The sequence below is a fragment of the Streptomyces sp. SL06 genome, from assembly GCF_058244745.1.
The window spans coordinates 5,520,175-5,537,399 of the sequence record NZ_JBSYOT010000002.1; the positions used below are offsets into that span (position 1 = coordinate 5,520,175).

14 protein-coding genes and 1 pseudogene are annotated in these 17,225 nt (G+C 70.5%); 10 read left to right on the forward strand and 5 right to left on the reverse strand.

Going from position 1 to position 17,225, the window contains the following annotated elements; genetic code table 11:
- Nucleotides 1-30: 30 nt before the first annotated feature.
- From AC4IHM_RS25250 to pgi, 7 genes and pseudogenes are all read left to right on the forward strand, one after another.
- A pseudogene (locus AC4IHM_RS25250) lies at nucleotides 31-1,487 on the forward strand (zinc carboxypeptidase); the annotation flags it as partial.
- A gap of 226 nt (nucleotides 1,488-1,713) precedes the next feature.
- Nucleotides 1,714-2,724 carry a type I glyceraldehyde-3-phosphate dehydrogenase gene (gene gap, locus AC4IHM_RS25255; protein ID WP_490869290.1) on the forward strand — a complete coding sequence of 337 codons (1,011 nt, stop codon included), beginning with the start codon at nucleotides 1,714-1,716 and terminating at the stop codon, nucleotides 2,722-2,724.
- A 136-nt stretch (nucleotides 2,725-2,860) separates the two neighbouring features.
- On the forward strand, nucleotides 2,861-4,072 hold the full coding sequence (locus AC4IHM_RS25260; RefSeq protein WP_490869291.1) for a phosphoglycerate kinase: 1,212 nt from the start codon (nucleotides 2,861-2,863) through the stop codon (nucleotides 4,070-4,072).
- Between the two features lie 6 nt (nucleotides 4,073-4,078).
- On the forward strand, nucleotides 4,079-4,855 hold the full coding sequence (gene tpiA, locus AC4IHM_RS25265; RefSeq protein WP_490869292.1) for a triose-phosphate isomerase: 777 nt from the start codon (nucleotides 4,079-4,081) through the stop codon (nucleotides 4,853-4,855).
- A 122-nt stretch (nucleotides 4,856-4,977) separates the two neighbouring features.
- A complete protein-coding gene (secG, locus tag AC4IHM_RS25270) occupies nucleotides 4,978-5,214 on the forward strand; it encodes a preprotein translocase subunit SecG (RefSeq protein ID WP_432136079.1) in 237 nt (78 codons plus the stop codon).
- A gap of 227 nt (nucleotides 5,215-5,441) precedes the next feature.
- On the forward strand, nucleotides 5,442-5,777 hold the full coding sequence (locus AC4IHM_RS25275) for an RNA polymerase-binding protein RbpA (RefSeq protein ID WP_003976875.1): 336 nt from the start codon (nucleotides 5,442-5,444) through the stop codon (nucleotides 5,775-5,777).
- 123 nt (nucleotides 5,778-5,900) lie between these two features.
- A complete protein-coding gene (pgi, locus tag AC4IHM_RS25280) occupies nucleotides 5,901-7,553 on the forward strand; it encodes a glucose-6-phosphate isomerase (RefSeq protein WP_490869293.1) in 1,653 nt (550 codons plus the stop codon).
- A gap of 84 nt (nucleotides 7,554-7,637) precedes the next feature.
- Here pgi and pgl read toward each other — a convergent pair whose 3' ends face one another.
- From pgl to tkt, 5 genes are read right to left on the reverse strand one after another with little or no spacing between them, the layout of a single operon-like run.
- The gene (gene pgl / locus AC4IHM_RS25285) at nucleotides 7,638-8,423 is read right to left on the reverse strand and encodes a 6-phosphogluconolactonase (RefSeq protein WP_490869294.1); all 786 of its coding nucleotides are present in this window, start codon (nucleotides 8,421-8,423) and stop codon (nucleotides 7,638-7,640) included.
- Nucleotides 8,420-9,475 carry a glucose-6-phosphate dehydrogenase assembly protein OpcA gene (opcA, locus tag AC4IHM_RS25290; RefSeq protein WP_490869295.1) on the reverse strand — a complete coding sequence of 352 codons (1,056 nt, stop codon included), beginning with the start codon at nucleotides 9,473-9,475 and terminating at the stop codon, nucleotides 8,420-8,422. The genes pgl and opcA overlap by 4 nt, the downstream gene beginning before the upstream one ends.
- Nucleotides 9,472-10,995 carry a glucose-6-phosphate dehydrogenase gene (zwf, locus tag AC4IHM_RS25295; protein ID WP_490869296.1) on the reverse strand — a complete coding sequence of 508 codons (1,524 nt, stop codon included), beginning with the start codon at nucleotides 10,993-10,995 and terminating at the stop codon, nucleotides 9,472-9,474. The genes opcA and zwf overlap by 4 nt, the downstream gene beginning before the upstream one ends.
- A gap of 4 nt (nucleotides 10,996-10,999) precedes the next feature.
- The gene (gene tal / locus AC4IHM_RS25300) at nucleotides 11,000-12,118 is read right to left on the reverse strand and encodes a transaldolase (RefSeq protein WP_490869297.1); all 1,119 of its coding nucleotides are present in this window, start codon (nucleotides 12,116-12,118) and stop codon (nucleotides 11,000-11,002) included.
- A gap of 34 nt (nucleotides 12,119-12,152) precedes the next feature.
- On the reverse strand, nucleotides 12,153-14,240 hold the full coding sequence (tkt, locus tag AC4IHM_RS25305) for a transketolase (RefSeq protein WP_490869298.1): 2,088 nt from the start codon (nucleotides 14,238-14,240) through the stop codon (nucleotides 12,153-12,155).
- Nucleotides 14,241-14,598: 358 nt separating this feature from the next.
- Here tkt and AC4IHM_RS25310 point away from each other — a divergent pair, with 358 nt between their 5' ends.
- The 3 genes from AC4IHM_RS25310 (at nucleotide 14,599) to AC4IHM_RS25320 (ending at nucleotide 17,192) form a co-directional block, all read left to right on the forward strand.
- A complete protein-coding gene (locus AC4IHM_RS25310; RefSeq protein WP_490869299.1) occupies nucleotides 14,599-15,567 on the forward strand; it encodes a heme o synthase in 969 nt (322 codons plus the stop codon).
- Between the two features lie 98 nt (nucleotides 15,568-15,665).
- Nucleotides 15,666-16,019 (forward strand): hypothetical protein, encoded by a 354-nt coding sequence (locus AC4IHM_RS25315; protein WP_490869300.1) that lies wholly within the window; start codon nucleotides 15,666-15,668, stop codon nucleotides 16,017-16,019.
- A 66-nt stretch (nucleotides 16,020-16,085) separates the two neighbouring features.
- Nucleotides 16,086-17,192, forward strand: a complete 1,107-nt coding sequence (locus AC4IHM_RS25320; protein WP_490869301.1) for an amidohydrolase family protein — start codon at nucleotides 16,086-16,088, stop codon at nucleotides 17,190-17,192.
- Nucleotides 17,193-17,225 lie beyond the last annotated feature (33 nt).

Here is a 17,225-nt window from a genome sequence, read left to right on the forward strand (position 1 = left end):
GTCGGCGCCCTTGACCCGATCATGAGGTGTCTGAAGCCCTGGCGGGGCGGCGAGAGATACGGCGGCGAGGACAACCTGTACTTCGACGAGTGCCGGGCCCGGGTCGAGGACGGCGACCGGGGCGACCGGGTGGAGGTCTGGTTCACCGGCGGGACGGAGAGCGGCACACGCACCGAGAGCACGCACTTCACCTACACGATCGCCGAACGGCCTCCCGCGGATGTCCTCGTCGTCGCCGAGGAGGGCGCCGAGGCCACCGGGGCACAGACATACGTGGACGCCATCGAGGCCAACGGGCGGCGGGCGGCCGTCTGGGACGTTGCCGCACAGGGCGCCCCCGACACGCTCGGCGTCCTGAACCACTTCCGTACCGTCGTCCACTACACGGGCGGCGCGCTGCCCGGCAACGCCACTCAGCTCCAACTGCGCGTCTTCCTCAACGAGGGCGCCGCGCTGATCGAGGCCGGCCGGCGGGCCGGCGGCACCGTCGACCTCGGCGGCGGCACCCTGTCCGACGACTTCAGCCAGTACTGCCTGGGCGCCCACACCCGCACCTCGACCACCGGCGCCACCGGGTTCACCGGCTCCGGCGCGCTCGACGGAACCGGCTGCGCGCTCGGTGACGCCCCCGGCAACCCGCTGGACGCCGCCGGAACCTACGGAGTCACCTCGGACGCGCTGCCCGCCGGCACCCACCCGCAGTTCGCGAGCGCGGGCGCCGGGAAGTTCGCCGGGACGGTCAACCCGTACGGGCCCTACGCGGGGGAGTGGATGGCCGCGGCCGTGCACAGCGACGACTCCTACAAGCGCCTCACCCGCACCGTCGACCTCACCGGTGCCGGCGCCTCCGACCGGCCCATGCTCCGTGCCCGGTTGCTGTGGGACACCGAGCGCGGCTACGACCACGCCCTGGTCGAGGCGCACACCACCGGCGCGGACGACTGGACCACGCTCCCCGAGGCGGGCGGCGCCACCGGCACGTGCCCGCGGAGCACGCGGCCGGGTTCCACCTGGCGGAGCACCCCTGGCTGGAGCACTGCCTCGCCCTGTCCGACGACGGGTGCGCCCCGACCGGCACCACCGGACGGCGGAACACCCTCACCGGCGCCTCCGGGGGCTGGAACCAGGTCGAGTTCGATCTGAGCGGCTACGCCGGGAAGTCCGTCGAGGTGTTGATCGCCTACGTCACCGACCCCGGCAGCGGGGGACGCGGCGTCCTCGCCGACGAGACCTCGCTGGTCGCCCGGGGCACGGCGACCGGGACCGAGGGCTTCGAGACCTCGCCGGGCGCCTGGCGGGTCCCCGGGCCGCCGGCCGGCAGCCCCGCCGCCCCGAAGGACTGGGCCCGCACCGGCACCCTCTTCCAGACGTACGGCGCGGTCACCACCGACGACACCGTGCTGCTGGTCTTCGGCCTGGAGCACCTGACCGAACCGGCCGCCCGCGCGGCCCTGGTCCGGCGGGCGTTGCATGCCCTGAACGAGTGAATCCCGGTACAGCGGGGAGTGGCACGGTGTAGCCAAATCGGGTGATCGGTCCCCATGCCCGGGGCGGTCCGTACCTCTACCGGCGGGTACGGACCGCCGTGCCGGGTATGGGCCGTCTCGATGTCACCCCCGACGCCGTGGAGAGGTAGGGTCGGAGGTGGTCGGGGACATCCCAAACACAGCTCGCCGGCACATCGGGCCGGCGTACCAACGAGGAGATCGGTTCGTGACGATCCGCGTAGGCATCAACGGCTTTGGCCGCATCGGTCGCAACTACTTCCGCGCGCTGCTGGAGCAGGGTGCGGACATCGAGATCGTGGCTGTCAACGACCTGGGTGACACCGCGACCACCGCCCACCTGCTCAAGTACGACACCATCCTCGGCCGCCTCAAGCAGGAGGTCTCGCACACCGAGGACACCATCACCGTCGACGGCAGGACCATCAAGGTCCTCTCCGAGCGCGACCCTTCCGACATCCCGTGGGGCGAGCTGGGCGTCGACATCGTGATCGAGTCGACCGGCATCTTCACCAAGAAGGCCGACGCCGAGAAGCACATCGCCGGCGGCGCGAAGAAGGTCCTCATCTCGGCCCCGGCCAAGGACGAGGACATCACCATCGTGATGGGTGTCAACCAGGACAAGTACGACCCGGCCAACCACCACATCATCTCCAACGCCTCCTGCACCACCAACTGTGTGGCGCCGATGGCCAAGGTCCTCGACGAGAACTTCGGCATCGTCAAGGGCCTGATGACGACGGTGCACGCGTACACGAACGACCAGCGGATCCTGGACTTCCCGCACAAGGACCTGCGCCGCGCCCGTGCCGCCGCGGAGAACATCATCCCGACCACCACGGGTGCCGCCAAGGCCACCGCCCTGGTCCTCCCGCAGCTCAAGGGCAAGCTCGACGGCATCGCCATGCGCGTCCCGGTGCCCACCGGCTCGGCCACCGACCTGGTCGTGGAACTCCAGCGCGAGGTCACCAAGGACGAGGTCAACGCCGCGTTCAAGAAGGCCGCCGACGGCGGCGACCTCAAGGGCTTCCTGTTCTACACCGAGGACGCCATCGTCTCCTCGGACATCGTCGGCGACCCGGCCTCCTGCACCTTCGACTCCTCCCTGACCATGGTCCAGGAGGGCAAGACGGTGAAGATCCTCGGCTGGTACGACAACGAGTGGGGCTACTCGAACCGCCTCGTCGACCTCACGGTCTTCGTCGGCGACCAGCTCTGATCGACTTCAGCAGGCACCGCGATGCGGTGGCAGGGCTCGGGCAGCGCAAGGCCGCGCTGCCCGAGCCCTGCGTCGCGTCCGCCGCGACCAGCCCTCGTAGGATCACGAGCGATCCGAGAACCCAGGAGCCCTCAGCATGAAGACGATCGACGAACTGCTCTCCGAAGGCGTCGCGGGCAAGCGCGTCTTCGTCCGCGCCGACCTGAACGTGCCGCTGGACGGCACCACCATCACCGACGACGGCCGTATCCGCGCCGTGGTGCCCACCGTCAAGGCCCTGGCGCAGGCGGGCGCCCGCGTGATCGTCGCCTCGCACCTGGGCCGCCCCAAGGGCGTCCCGGACCCTGCCTTCTCCCTCGCCCCGGCCGCCGCCCGCCTCGGTGAACTCCTCGGCTCCGAGGTCGCCTTCGCTAAGGACACGGTCGGCGCCTCCGCCCAGTCCACGGTGGCCGGCCTCGCCGACGGCCGGATCGCCGTCATCGAGAACCTGCGCTTCAACGCCGGTGAGACCAGCAAGGACGACGCCGAGCGCGGCGCCTTCGCCGACCGGCTGGCCGGCCTCGCGGACGTGTACGTCGGCGACGGCTTCGGCGCGGTGCACCGCAAGCACGCCTCGGTCTTCGACCTCCCCAAGCGGCTGCCGCACTACGCCGGTTACCTCATCGCCACCGAGGTCGGCGTCCTCAAGAAGCTCACCGACCACGTGCAGCGCCCGTACGTCGTTGCCCTCGGCGGTGCCAAGGTCTCCGACAAGCTCGCCGTCATCGACCAGCTCCTCGACCGGGCCGACCGGATCCTCATCGGCGGCGGCATGGCGTACACCTTCCTCAAGGCCAAGGGGTACGAGGTCGGCATCTCCCTCCTCCAGGAGGACCAGATCCCGGCCGTCAGGGAGTACATCGAGCGCGCGGAGAAGACCGGCGTCGAGCTGGTCCTGCCCGTCGACGTCCTGGTCTCGACCGAGTTCCCGGACCTGAAGGCCAAGGCGCCGACCCACCCCACCACCGTCGCCGCGGACGCCGTCCCGGCCGACCAGCTGGGTCTGGACATCGGCCCCGAGTCCCGCAAGCTGTACGCGTCCAAGCTCGCCGACGCCGCCACCGTCTTCTGGAACGGGCCCATGGGCGTCTTCGAGCACCCCGACTACGCCGAGGGCACCAGAGCGGTCGCCCAGGCACTCGTCGAGGCCCCGGGCTTCACCGTGGTCGGCGGCGGCGACTCCGCCGCGGCCGTGCGTACGCTCGGTTTCGACGAGAATGCATTCGGCCACATCTCGACCGGCGGCGGCGCCTCCCTCGAATACCTCGAGGGCAAGACGCTCCCCGGCCTCGCCGCACTGGAGGACTGACCTCACATGAGCACCCGCACGCCGCTGATGGCGGGCAACTGGAAGATGAACCTCAACCACCTCGAGGCCATCGCCCACGTCCAGAAGCTCGCCTTCGCCCTCGCGGACAAGGACTACGACGCCGTCGAGGTCGCCGTCCTCGTACCCTTCACCGACCTGCGCTCCGTGCAGACCCTGGTCGAGCACGACAAGCTCAAGGTCAAGTACGGCGCCCAGGACATCTCCGCCCACGACGGCGGCGCCTACACCGGCGAGATCTCCGGCCCGATGCTCGCCAAGCTGCGCTGCACCTACGTCGCGATCGGCCACTCCGAGCGCCGGCAGTACCACGCCGAGACCGACGAGCTGGTCAACGCCAAGATCAAGGCCGCCTATAAGCACGGCCTGACCCCGATCCTGTGCGTCGGCGAGGAGCTGGACGTCCGGGAGGCGGGCAACCACGTCACCCACACCCTCGCCCAGGTCGAGGGCGCGCTGAAGGACGTCCCGGCCGAGCAGGCCGAGACGCTCGTGATCGCCTACGAGCCCGTGTGGGCCATCGGCACCGGCAAGGTCTGCGGCGCCGACGACGCCCAGGAGGTCTGCGCGGCCGTCCGCGGCAAGCTCGCCGAGCTGTACTCGCAGGAGCTGGCCGACAAGGTCCGCATCCAGTACGGCGGCTCGGTCAAGTCCGGCAACGTCGCCGAGATCATGGCGAAGCCCGACATCGACGGTGCCCTGGTCGGCGGTGCCTCGCTGGACTCGGACGAGTTCGTCAAGATCGTGCGCTTCCGCGACCAGTAGGTCGACCAGTAGGTTGACCGGTGAGTATGCGCTAGCGGCGATACGTCGTACCCTTGCGGGGGCATGGAGGCCCGCCACCATGCCCCCGTCGTTCATCCGAGTCCGAGGAAGTTGGTCCAGCCGTGGTTTTGGGGTTCTCGATCGCCCTGATCGTCTTCAGCCTGCTGCTGATGCTGCTGGTGCTGATGCACAAGGGGAAGGGCGGCGGCCTCTCCGACATGTTCGGTGGCGGTATGCAGTCGTCCGTCGGCGGCTCCTCGGTCGCCGAGCGCAACCTCGACCGGATCACCGTGGTGGTCGGTCTGCTCTGGTTCGCGTGCATCATGGTGCTCGGCCTGGTGATGAAGGCGAACAACTGATCGCGGACAACTGATCAGCGCCGCACACACGGCACGCACTTTTGCTCGTAAGGCCCCATGTACGGTACGCGCTTCACGGCGCGGCCTATCATGGGGCCTGCGTCTTGTCGTTTGGGCTCGCAACTCCAATCACTGGACGCGCGTTGGGCCTTACGTAGACTGAGGCGCTCGCGGCGAAGCGAAACGCCGACTCGTTTTGCGGCACCATCACGCAGGGAGTTACGACCGTGGCAAGTGGCAACGCGATCCGGGGAAGCCGGGTCGGGGCGGGGCCGATGGGCGAGGCCGAGCGCGGCGAGTCCGCGCCGCGTCTGCGCATCTCCTTCTGGTGCTCCAACGGACACGAGACACAGCCGAGCTTCGCGAGCGACGCCCAGGTCCCGGAGACCTGGGACTGCCCGCGCTGCGGCTTCCCCGCCGGACAGGACCGGGACAACCCACCGGACCCGCCCCGCACCGAGCCCTACAAGACCCACCTGGCGTACGTGCGCGAGCGCCGCAGCGACGCGGACGGCGAGGCGATCCTCGCCGAGGCGCTCGCCAAACTGCGGGGCGAGATCTAGACCCGGACTCCCCGGCCGCTCCCCCGGTCTCCTTGCGACTCTCCCGGTCTTCTTCCCCCCTGATCAATTAGGTTGGGACAGCCGGGACAGCTGGGACACCCAAGGAAGAGGCTGAAGTCCGACATGAACGCAGACGGCCGTACCAGGCTCAACCAGACGCCCGAATGGACCGCGCTGGCCAAGCACCGCGAGGAACTCGGCGAGGTGCGGCTGCGTGAGCTGTTCGCCGCCGAACCGGATCGCGGCACCGGCCGCGCGCTGCGGGTGGGAGACCTGTACGTCGACTACTCCAAGCACCTCGTCACCGACGAGACCCTGCGGCTGCTGCGGGAACTGGCCGTCGCCACCGGCGTGTTCGACCTGCGCGACGCCATGTTCCGCGGCGAGCGGATCAACACCACCGAGGACCGCGCCGTGCTGCACACCGCGCTGCGCGCCCCGCGGGACACGGTGATCGAGGTCGACGGCGAGAACGTCGTGCCCCGGGTGCACGCCGTGCTCGACAGGATGGCCGGCTTCGCCGACCGGATCCGCTCCGGCGAGTGGACCGGCCACACCGGCAAGCGCATCCGCAATGTCGTCAACATCGGCATCGGCGGCTCCGACCTCGGCCCCGCCATGGCCTACGAGGCACTGCGTGCCTTCACCGACCGCGAGCTGACCGTCCGCTTCGTCTCCAACGTCGACGGCGCCGACCTGCACGAGGCCACCCGCGACCTGGACCAGGCCGAGACGCTGTTCGTCATCGCCTCCAAGACGTTCACCACCATCGAGACTGTCACCAACGCCACCTCCGCCCGTACCTGGCTGCTGCACGCGCTCGGTGACGAGAGCGCCGTGGCCAAGCACTTCGTCGCGCTGTCGACGAACGCCGGCAAGGTTGCGGAGTTCGGCATCGACACGGCCAACATGTTCGAGTTCTGGGACTGGGTCGGCGGCCGGTACTCCTACGACTCGGCGATCGGCCTCTCCCTGATGATCGCCATCGGCCCGGACCGCTTCCGGGAGATGCTCGACGGCTTCCACGTCGTCGACGAACACTTCCGCACCGCGCCCGCCGAGTCCAACGTGCCTTTGCTGATGGGCCTGTTGGGTATCTGGTACGGCAACTTCCACGACGCCCAGTCGCATGCCGTGCTGCCGTACTCGCACTACCTGTCGAAGTTCACCGCCTATCTCCAGCAGCTCGACATGGAGTCCAACGGCAAGTCCGTCGACCGCGACGGGCGCGCGGTGGACTGGCAGACCGGACCGGTCGTCTGGGGCACGCCGGGCACCAACGGGCAGCACGCCTACTACCAGCTCATCCACCAGGGCACCAAGCTGATCCCGGCGGACTTCATCGGCTTCGCCGAGCCGGTGGCCGGGCTGAGCGACGAGCTGAAGGCCCAGCACGACCTGCTGATGGCCAACTTCTTCGCACAGACCCAGGCGCTCGCCTTCGGCAGGACACCGGACGAGGTACGGGCCGAGGGCGTGCCGGAGGAACTGGTCCCGCACAAGACCTTCCGGGGCGGCCACCCGACGACCACCATCCTCGCCCGTGAGCTGACTCCGTCGGTGCTGGGGCAGCTCGTCGCGCTGTACGAGCACAAGGTGTTCGTACAGGGGGCGGTGTGGAACATCGACTCCTTCGACCAGTGGGGCGTGGAGCTGGGGAAGGTGCTCGCCAAGCGGGTCGAGCCGGCGCTCACCGGGGGCGCGGAGGTGCCGGGACTGGACGCGTCCACGCGGGCGCTGGTCGCGGCCTACCGGGAGCTGCGCGGGCGGGCGTGAGGACGCGGAAGGGGCGGCGAGGGTTTTCACCCCCGCCGCCCCTTCCTCTTCGCGTCCCCGGAGGGCTGCCGCCCCCGGGCCGGGTTATGCCGACGCCGGTGGGTACAGCGATCTCGGCAGTTGTGAGGCCGCCGCCGAGTCCAGGAGCCACAGGGTGCGGGCCCGGCCGCGGGCTCCCGCCGCGGGGGCCTGGACCTCGCCCGCGCCCGAGAGGGCCATCGCGACCGCGTTCGCCTTGTCCTCGCCCGCCGCGAGCAGCCACACCTCACGGGCCGCGCGAATCGCGGGCAGGGTCAGGGAGACGCGCAGGGGCGGCGGCTTGGGGGCGCCGTGGACGCCGACCACCGTGCGCTCCGTCTCACGCACCGCGGGCAGTTCCGGGAAGAGCGACGCCACATGGGTGTCCGGGCCGACGCCGAGCAGCAGCACGTCGAAACCCGGCACCGCGGCGTGGTTCTCCGGGACGGACGCCGTGGCCAGCTCCTGTGCGTAGGCGGCGGCCGCCGCCTCCACGTCCGCCCCATGGGGGCCGTCGGACGCCGGCATCGCGTGCACCCGCTCGGGGTCCAGCGGCACCGAGTCCAGCAGCACCTCGCGCGCCTGGGTGACATTGCGCTCCGGATCGCCCTCCGGCAGGAAGCGTTCGTCGCCCCACCACAGGTCGAGCCGGCCCCAGTCGACGGCGTCCCGGGCCGGTGACCCGGCGAGCGCGGCGAGCAGCCCGTTGCCGTTGCGGCCACCGGTGAGGACCACGGACGCGCTGCCCCGGGAGGCCTGCGCGTCCACGATCTTCGTGATCAGCCGGGCCGCCGCGGCCTCGGCCATCAGCTCCTTGTCCCGGTGCACGACCAGCTGGGGGGTGTCACTCACTGCGCCGTCGCCCCCCTCACCGGTGCCGCCTCCTGCGCCGTGTCCTGTGCGGGAGCTTTCGCAGCCGCCCCGCCGGAAGCGGCGACCGTGAGGACTCCGCCGCCCTGCCCGGAGCCTCCTTTGGCCGGCGCGTTCAGCCGGTTCACCCCGTAACGCAGCGCCGAGGCGTATGTGTCGTCCGGGTCGAGCCGCCGCAGCTCCTCCGCGAGCAGCTCGGCCGTCTCACGGCGCTTGAGGGCGACCGCGCGCGCCGGCTGGCCCTGGATGGACAGGTGGGCGAGCGAGCCGTCGGCCCGGTCCAGGACGACCGGACCGCAGTCGGTGCCCAGCCGGACCGCCGTCAGACCCGGGCCGCCGGACATCGAGCGCTTCACCGGCACGTCCAGCCGGTCCGCGAGCCACATCGCGAGCAGCTCGCAGCTCGGGTTGAACTCCTCGCCCTCGACCTCCACCTCCTGCACCTCGCAGTCGACCTGGTCCAGGGCCGCCGCCAGCATGGAACGCCACGGCGTGATGCGGGTCCACGACAGGTCGGTGTCGCCCGGCGCATAGGCGTCGGCGCGGGACACCAGCTCCCGTATCGGCTCCTCGCAGGCGTAGGTGTCGGTGACCCGGCGCTGGGCCAGTGCGCCGAGGGGGTCACCGGCCGGGTCCAGCGGCGCGTTCACCGGCCACCACACCACCACCGGCGCGTCCGGCAGCAGCAGCGGCAGGACCACCGACTGGGCGTGGTCGACGACGTCGCCGTACAGCCGCAGCACGACCGTCTCGCCGGTGCCCGCGTCCGCGCCGAGGCGCACCTCGGCGTCCAGCCGGGACTGGGTGCGGTCCCGGGGGGAGCGCGAGACGCGCCTGATGACGACGAGCGTGCGCGAGGGGTGCTCGTGCGCGGCGTCGCTCGCGGCCTTCAGCGCGTCGTAGGCGTTCTCCTCGTCGGTGACGATGACCAGCGTGAGCACCATGCCGATGGCCGGGGTGCCGATGGCCCGGCGCCCCAGCACCAGCGCCTTGTTGATCTTGCTGGCCGTGGTGTCCGTCAGCTCTGTCTTCATGGCCGACGCCAGCTCCGTCCGTCTCGTTCGAGCATTTCGTCCGCCTCGACGGGCCCCCAGGTGCCGGCCGGATACTGGGCCGGGGTGCCGTGCCGGTCCCAGTACTCCTCGATCGGGTCGAGGATCTTCCAGGACAGCTCGACCTCCTCGGTGCGCGGGAAGAGGTTGGCGTCGCCGAGCAGCACGTCCAGGATGAGGCGCTCGTACGCCTCCGGGCTGGACTCCGTGAAGGACTCCCCGTACGCGAAGTCCATGGACACGTCCCGGATCTCCATCGAGGTGCCCGGCACCTTGGAACCGAAGCGGACGGTGACGCCCTCGTCGGGCTGGACGCGGATGACGATCGCGTTCGAGCCGAGTTCCTCGGTGGCCGTCTGGTCGAAGGGGGAGTGCGGGGCCCGCTGGAAGACGACCGCGATCTCGGTGACCCGGCGGCCCAGCCGCTTGCCGGTGCGCAGGTAGAAGGGGACGCCCGCCCAGCGGCGGTTGTCGATGCCGACCCTGATGGCCGCGTAGGTGTCGGTCTTCGAGTTGGGGTCGATGCCCTCTTCCTCCAGATAGCCGACGGCCTTGGCGCCGCCCTGCCACCCGGCCGCGTACTGGCCGCGTACGGTGTCGCGGCCCAGGTCCCTGGGGAGCCGGACCGCGCCGAGCACCTTGGTCTTCTCCGCGGCCAGCGCGTCCGCGTCGAAGGAGGCGGGCTCCTCCATCGCGGTCAGGGCCATCAGCTGGAGCAGGTGGTTCTGGATGACGTCGCGGGCGGCGCCGATGCCGTCGTAGTAGCCGGCCCGGCCGCCGATGCCGATGTCCTCGGCCATGGTGATCTGCACATGGTCGACGTAGGAGCGGTTCCAGATCGGCTCGAACATCGTGTTCGCGAAGCGCAGCGCCAGGATGTTCTGGACGGTCTCCTTGCCCAGGTAGTGGTCGATGCGGAAGACCTGGTCGGGGGCGAAGACCTCGTGCACCAGCGCGTTGAGTTCCTCGGCCGACTTCAGGTCGTGGCCGAACGGCTTCTCGATCACCGCACGGCGCCAGGAACCGCTCGACTGGTCGGCGAGACCGTGCTTCTTGAGCTGCTGGATGACCACCGGGAAGGACTTCGGGGGCACCGAGAGGTAGAAGGCGAAGTTGCCGCTCGTGCCCTGCGCCTTGTCCAGCTCCTCGATGGTGCCGCGCAGCCGCTCGAAGGCGTCGTCGTCGTCGAAGGTGCCCTGGACGAAGCGCATCCCCTGGATGAGCTGCTGCCAGACCTCCTCGCGGAACGGCGTGCGGGAGTGCTCCTTGACGGCGTCGTGCACGACCTGGGCGAAGTCCTCGTCCTCCCAGTCGCGGCGGGCGAAACCGACGAGCGAGAAGCCCGGCGGAAGCAGACCCCGGTTGGCGAGGTCGTACACGGCGGGCATGAGCTTCTTGCGGGAGAGGTCACCGGTGACGCCGAAAATGACCAGACCCGACGGCCCCGCGATGCGCGGGAGCCGTCGGTCTGCGGGGTCACGCAGCGGATTGCCGCTTGACAATGTCCTAGCCCTCCGAGGGGGCGAGGCGCTTCAGCTCCGCCTCGGTCGACTTCAGCAGGTCGGTCCAGGCGTCCTCGAACTTGTCGACGCCCTCCTTCTCCAGCAGCTGGACCACCTCGTCGTAGGAGATGCCGAGCTTCTCGACCGCGTCCAGGTCGGCGCGGGCCTGCTCGTAGGTGCCGGCGACGGTGTCGCCCGTGACCTCGCCGTGGTCCTCGGTGGCCTCCAGGGTGGCCTCCGGCATGGTGTTCACGGTGTTGGGCGCGACCAGGTCGGTGACGTACATGGTGTCGCTGTACGCCTTGTCCTTGACGCCGGTCGACGCCCACAGCGGACGCTGCCGGTTGGCGCCGGCCCGCTCCAGGGCGTTCCAGCGGTCGGAGGCGAAGACCTCCTCGTACGCCTGGTAGGCGAGCCGGGCGTTGGCGACGGCGGCCTTGCCGCGCAGGGCCTTGGCCTCGTCGGTGCCGAGCGCGTCGATCCGCTTGTCGATCTCGGTGTCCACGCGGGACACGAAGAAGGACGCCACCGAGTGGATCTGCGAGAGGTCGAGGCCGCGCTCGGCGGCCTTCTCCAGGCCGGTCAGGAAGGCGTCCATGACCTTGCGGTAGCGCTCCAGCGAGAAGATCAGCGTGACGTTGACGCTGATGCCGAGGCCGATGGTCTCGGCGATCGCCGGAAGGCCCGCCTCGGTCGCCGGGATCTTGATGAACGTGTTGGGCCGGTCCACCAGCCACGCGAGCTGCTTGGCCTCGGCGACCGTCGCCCTGGTGTTGTGCGCGAGGCGCGGGTCCACCTCGATGGAGACCCGGCCGTCCTTGCCGCCGGTGGCGTCGAAGACGGGGCGCAGGACGTTGGCGGCGTCGCGGACGTCCGCCGTGGTGATCATGCGGATGGCCTCTTCGACCGTGACCCTGCGGGAGGCGAGGTCGGTGAGCTGCTGGTCGTAGCCGTCGCCCTGCGAGATCGCCTTCTGGAAGATCGACGGGTTGGTGGTGACGCCCACGACGTGCTGCTGGTCGATCAGCTCGGCGAGGTTGCCGGACGTGATCCGCTTGCGCGACAGGTCGTCCAGCCAGATCGCGACGCCTTCGTCGGAGAGGCGCTTGAGTGCGTCTGTCATGGAAAATGCATCTCCTACGTATCGTGTGTGAGGGTCAGCGCTGGGCTGCGGCGAGCGATTCCCGGGCGGCGGCGGCCACGTTCTCGGCGGTGAAGCCGAACTCGCGGAAGAGCACCTTGGCGTCGGCCGAAGCACCGAAGTGCTCCAGGGAGACGATGCGGCCGGCGTCCCCCACGTACTTGTGCCAGGTCAGGCCGATCCCGGCCTCCACCGCGACCCGGGCCCTCACGGACGGGGGCAGGACGCTGTCCCGGTACCCCTGGTCCTGCTCTTCGAACCACTCGACGGACGGCATGGACACCACGCGGGTCGGCACCCCGTCGGCCTGGAGCTGCTCGCGCGCCGCCACCGCGACGTGCACCTCGGAGCCGGTGGCGATGAGGACGACCCGCGCCTCGCCGCCCTCGGCCTCGAACAGCACATAGCCGCCCCTGGCCGCTTCCTCGTTGGGCTCGTACGTCGGCACACCCTGGCGGGTGAGGGCGAGGCCGTGCGGCCGGCCCTTGCCGAACTCCTTGGTCCAGCGGCGCATGATCTCGCGCCAGGCGATGGCGGTCTCGTTGGCGTCGGCCGGGCGGACCACGTTCAGACCCGGGATGGCGCGCAGCGCGGCGAGGTGCTCGACCGGCTGGTGGGTCGGACCGTCCTCGCCCAGACCGATGGAGTCGTGCGTCCACACGTAGGTCACCGGCAGGTGCATCAGCGCCGACAGCCGCACCGCGTTGCGCATGTAGTCGGAGAAGACCAGGAAGGTGCCGCCGTAGACGCGGGTGTTGCCGTGCAGCGTGATGCCGTTCATCTCCGCGGCCATCGCGTGCTCGCGGATGCCGAAGTGGATGGTGCGGCCGTACGGGTCCGCCTCGGGCAGCGGGTTGCCCGCCGGGAGGAAGGACGAGGTCTTGTCGATCGTCGTGTTGTTCGAGCCGGCCAGGTCGGCCGAGCCGCCCCACAGCTCCGGGACGACCGCGCCGAGCGCCTGGAGCACCTTGCCGGACGCGGCACGCGTGGCGATGCCCTGGCCCGCCTCGAAGACCGGGATCTTCTCCTCCCAGCCCTTGGGCAGTTCGCCCTGGGCGACGCGCTCGTACTCGGCGGCGCGGTCGGGGTTGCTGTCCCGCCACTGCTGGAAGGACTTCTCCCACCCGGCGCGGGCCGCCCGGCCCCGCTCAAGTGCCTGCCGGGTGTGGGCGATGACCTCGTCGGGGACCTCGAAGGACTTCTCCGGGTCGAAGCCGAGGACGCGCTTGGTGGCCGCGACCTCGTCGTCGCCGAGCGCCGAGCCGTGCGCGGCCTCGGTGTTCTGCGCGTGCGGGGCGGGCCAGGCGATGATCGAGCGCATGGCGATGAAGGACGGCCGGTCGGTGACCCGCTTCGCCTCCTGGATCGCGTCGTAGATCGCGTACGGGTCCAGGTCGCCGTCCGGCTTCGGGGCGACGCGCTGCACGTGCCAGCCGTACGCCTCGTACCGCTTGACCGTGTCCTCGGAGACGGCGGTCTCGGTGTCGCCCTCGATCGAGATGTGGTTGTCGTCCCACAGCAGGACCAGGTTGCCGAGCTTCTGGTGGCCCGCGAGGGAGGAGGCCTCGGCGGAGATGCCCTCCTGGAGGCAGCCGTCGCCGGCGACGCAGTAGACGAAGTGGTCGAACGGGGACTCGCCCGACGCGGCCTCCGGGTCGAACAGACCTCGCTCGTAGCGGGCGGCCATCGCCATGCCCACCGCGTTGGCGACACCCTGGCCCAGCGGGCCGGTCGTCGTCTCCACGCCGGTGGTGTGGCCGTACTCCGGGTGGCCCGGGGTCTTCGAGCCCCAGGTGCGGAAGGACTTGAGGTCCGCCAGCTCCAGGCCGAAGCCGGCCAGGTACAACTGCGTGTAGAGAGTCAGGGACGAATGGCCGGCGGACAGCACGAAACGGTCGCGTCCGACCCAGTTCGCGTCGGCCGGGTCGTGCCGCATCACCTTCTGGAAGAGGGTGTACGCGGCGGGCGCCAGGCTCATCGCCGTACCCGGATGGCCGTTGCCAACCTTCTGTACGGCATCGGCGGCCAGGACGCGGGCGGTGTCCACGGCCCGCTGGTCCAGTTCGGTCCACTCGAGGTCTGTGGTGGTCGGCTTGGTGCTCACCCTGAGTCAGGGCTCCTCTCCACATGTCGGATGCCGGTGCGCGTGGCGCCACCGGCTGCCGGCGCGTCCGTGAGTCGGCCGGCCATTGTCGAGCCTACCCCCGTAAGTACGTGCGTTTTTCCGTCGGAAACCAGAGTGACGGGACTCTTCTGGATCCGCTTGTCGACTGGGTGAAACGGCATTCGGCAAGTGAATACGGAGCCGCTCATCCGACTGCTCAATCGACCCTCCGAACGCACGTCGGAGCACCCCCTCCAACACGACCCCACCCCCGCGAAGGCCGAGGTACGGGCAACGTCTAAAGTGGCGTGGTACGCGCGAGCCTTTACCGCCACTTCACACGGTCGGGCTTGCTGGGATGTCTCTGTCAGGGGTGTGCGTGACGGCCGTTGAATCCCGTCCTGCGGGGGTTATCGGGACGAGCCAGAGCCCGAGTCACCGGCCGTTCGGGGCCCGTGTCAAGGCGTTCGTGGCGCTGACCAAGCCGCGGATCATCGAGCTTCTGCTGATCACCACCGTTCCGGTGATGTTCCTCGCCGAACAGGGTGTCCCGGATCTCCGGCTCGTGCTGCTGACCTGCGTCGGCGGCTATCTGTCCGCCGGCGGCGCCAACGCGCTGAACATGTACATCGACCGCGACATCGACGCGCTGATGGACCGGACCTCGCAGCGCCCGCTGGTGACCGGCATGGTCAGCCCGCCCGAGTGCCTCGCCTTCGGCATCGCCCTGGCCGTCGTCTCGACGGTGCTGTTCGGCCTCACCGTCAACTGGCTGTCGGCCTGGCTCTCGCTCGGCGCGCTCCTCTTCTACGTCGTCGTCTACACGATGATCCTCAAGCGCCGCACCTCGCAGAACATCGTCTGGGGCGGCATCGCCGGCTGCCTGCCCGTGCTCATCGGCTGGTCGGCCGTCACCAACTCGATGTCCTGGGCGCCGGTCATCCTCTTCGGGGTGATGTTCTTCTGGACGCCGCCGCACTACTGGCCGCTGTCCATGAAGGTCAAGGAGGACTACGCGCGCGTGGGCGTGCCGATGCTCCCGGTCATCGCCTCCAACAAGGTCGTCGCCCGGCAGATCGTCATCTACAGCTGGGTGATGGTCGTGGTGTCGCTGCTGCTGACGCCGCTGGGCTACACCGGCTGGTTCTACACGGCGGTCGCGCTGGCGGCGGGCGGCATGTGGCTGTGGGAGGCGCACGGGCTGCAGAACCGCGCCAGGGCCGAGGTCACCGGCGGCAAGCTCAAGGAGATGCGGCTGTTCCACTGGTCCATCACCTATGTGTCGGTGCTGTTCCTCGCCATCGCGGTGGACCCCTTCCTGCGCTGAGCGCCTCTCTTCGGGCACGTCCGACGGGCGGGGTGCGTGGTCAAGGCCACGCACCCCGCCCGTCGCCGTTCGATCTACCCGTCGGTAGCATCCTGGGCATGGCAGACACGCAGCAGGTTGACACGAAGGCCGGATGGGCCGAGCGGTGGGCCGAGCACCGGGTGACCCGGCTCGCCCGGTGGATCGGCTCCTTCGCCAGGGCGCACGGCGGCGCCGAGGCCCAGGTGGCCCACCTCGGTGAACGCGGCGCCCGGATCGTGCTCGTCGGCGAGGACGGCACCTGGGGCGACCTGGTCGCACCCTCCGTCGAAGCCGCCCGGAAGGCCGTGGAGAAGTCCGGGGTCACCGTCCACGAGGACTTCGACGGCGAGTTCGCGGCCAAGGTGACCACGGGCCCCTACGAGTGGTCCCGCATGGCCGGCATCCAGGTCGGGGGACCGAGCAACACCTGACGCCGGGTCCACCCGTTAGGACCGTAGGAAGCCGCAAGGCGCACGGTCCCACCACGGGGAGTCCGGATGATCGAAACGCCGTCCCTGGTGGACCAGTACTGCCACGGCGTCCTCAGAACGGAACTGGGCCTCGGCACCTTCGAGGCCCAGCTCGCCCGCACCGAGGGCCCGCCCGCGCCGGGCACCACCCTCTTCGACACCCAGACCGGCTTCGCGGTACGCCGCTGGTGCCCGCCCCTGCTCGGCCTGGAACCGCACTGCCCGCCGGCCCGCTACCTGGCCCGGCGCCGCGAGCTGGGCGTCATGGAGGCCGACCGCCTGCTGCTGCGCGGCAGCGGCATCACGACCTACCTCGTCGACGCCGGACTGCCCGGCGACCTCACCGGGCCCGCGGAGATGGCCTGTGCCGCGGACGCCGACACCCACGAGATCGTGCGCCTGGAGCTGCTGGCCGAACAGGTCGCCGACACCTCCGGCACCGTCGACTCCTTCCTCACCAACCTCGCCGAGGCCGTGCACGGCGCCGCAGCGGGCGCGGTCGCCTTCACCTCCGTCGCGGGCGTACGGCACGGCCTGTCGCTCGCGCCCGAACCCCCCGGCCCGGGGGAGGTGCGCGGCGCCGCCGCCCGCTGGCTGACCGGACGCGAGGTCGGCGGTGAACTGAGCGACCCGGTGCTGCTGCGGCACCTGCTGTGGATCGCCGTCGCCTCCGGCCTGCCCCTCCAACTGCACGCGGGCCTCGGCGAGCCGGGCCTGCGCATCGACCGCACCGACCCGGTGCTGCTCACCGACTTCGTACGGGCCACCGCGGGCCTCGGCACCGACCTGGTCCTCCTGCACGGCTACCCCTACCACCGGCACGCCGCCCACCTCGCCGGCGTCTTCCCGCACGTCTACGCCGACGCGGGCGCCGCCCTGGTGCGCACCGGCGCCCGCGCCGCGACGGTCCTCGCGGAGATCCTGGAGCTGGCCCCCTTCGGCAAGATCCTTTTCTCCAGCGGCGCCCAGGGACTCCCCGAGCTGCACGTGGTGGCCGCCCGGCTCTTCCGCGAGGCCCTCGACCGGGTGCTGGGCACCTGGGTGGCCGAGGAGGCGTGGTGCCCGGGGGACGCGCAGCGGGTGGCGGAAATGATCGCGTCGGGCAACGCGGAGCGGGTGTACGAGCTGGAGTGAGGCGGGCGCACAGGCAGGAGCGGGGCGGGTGTA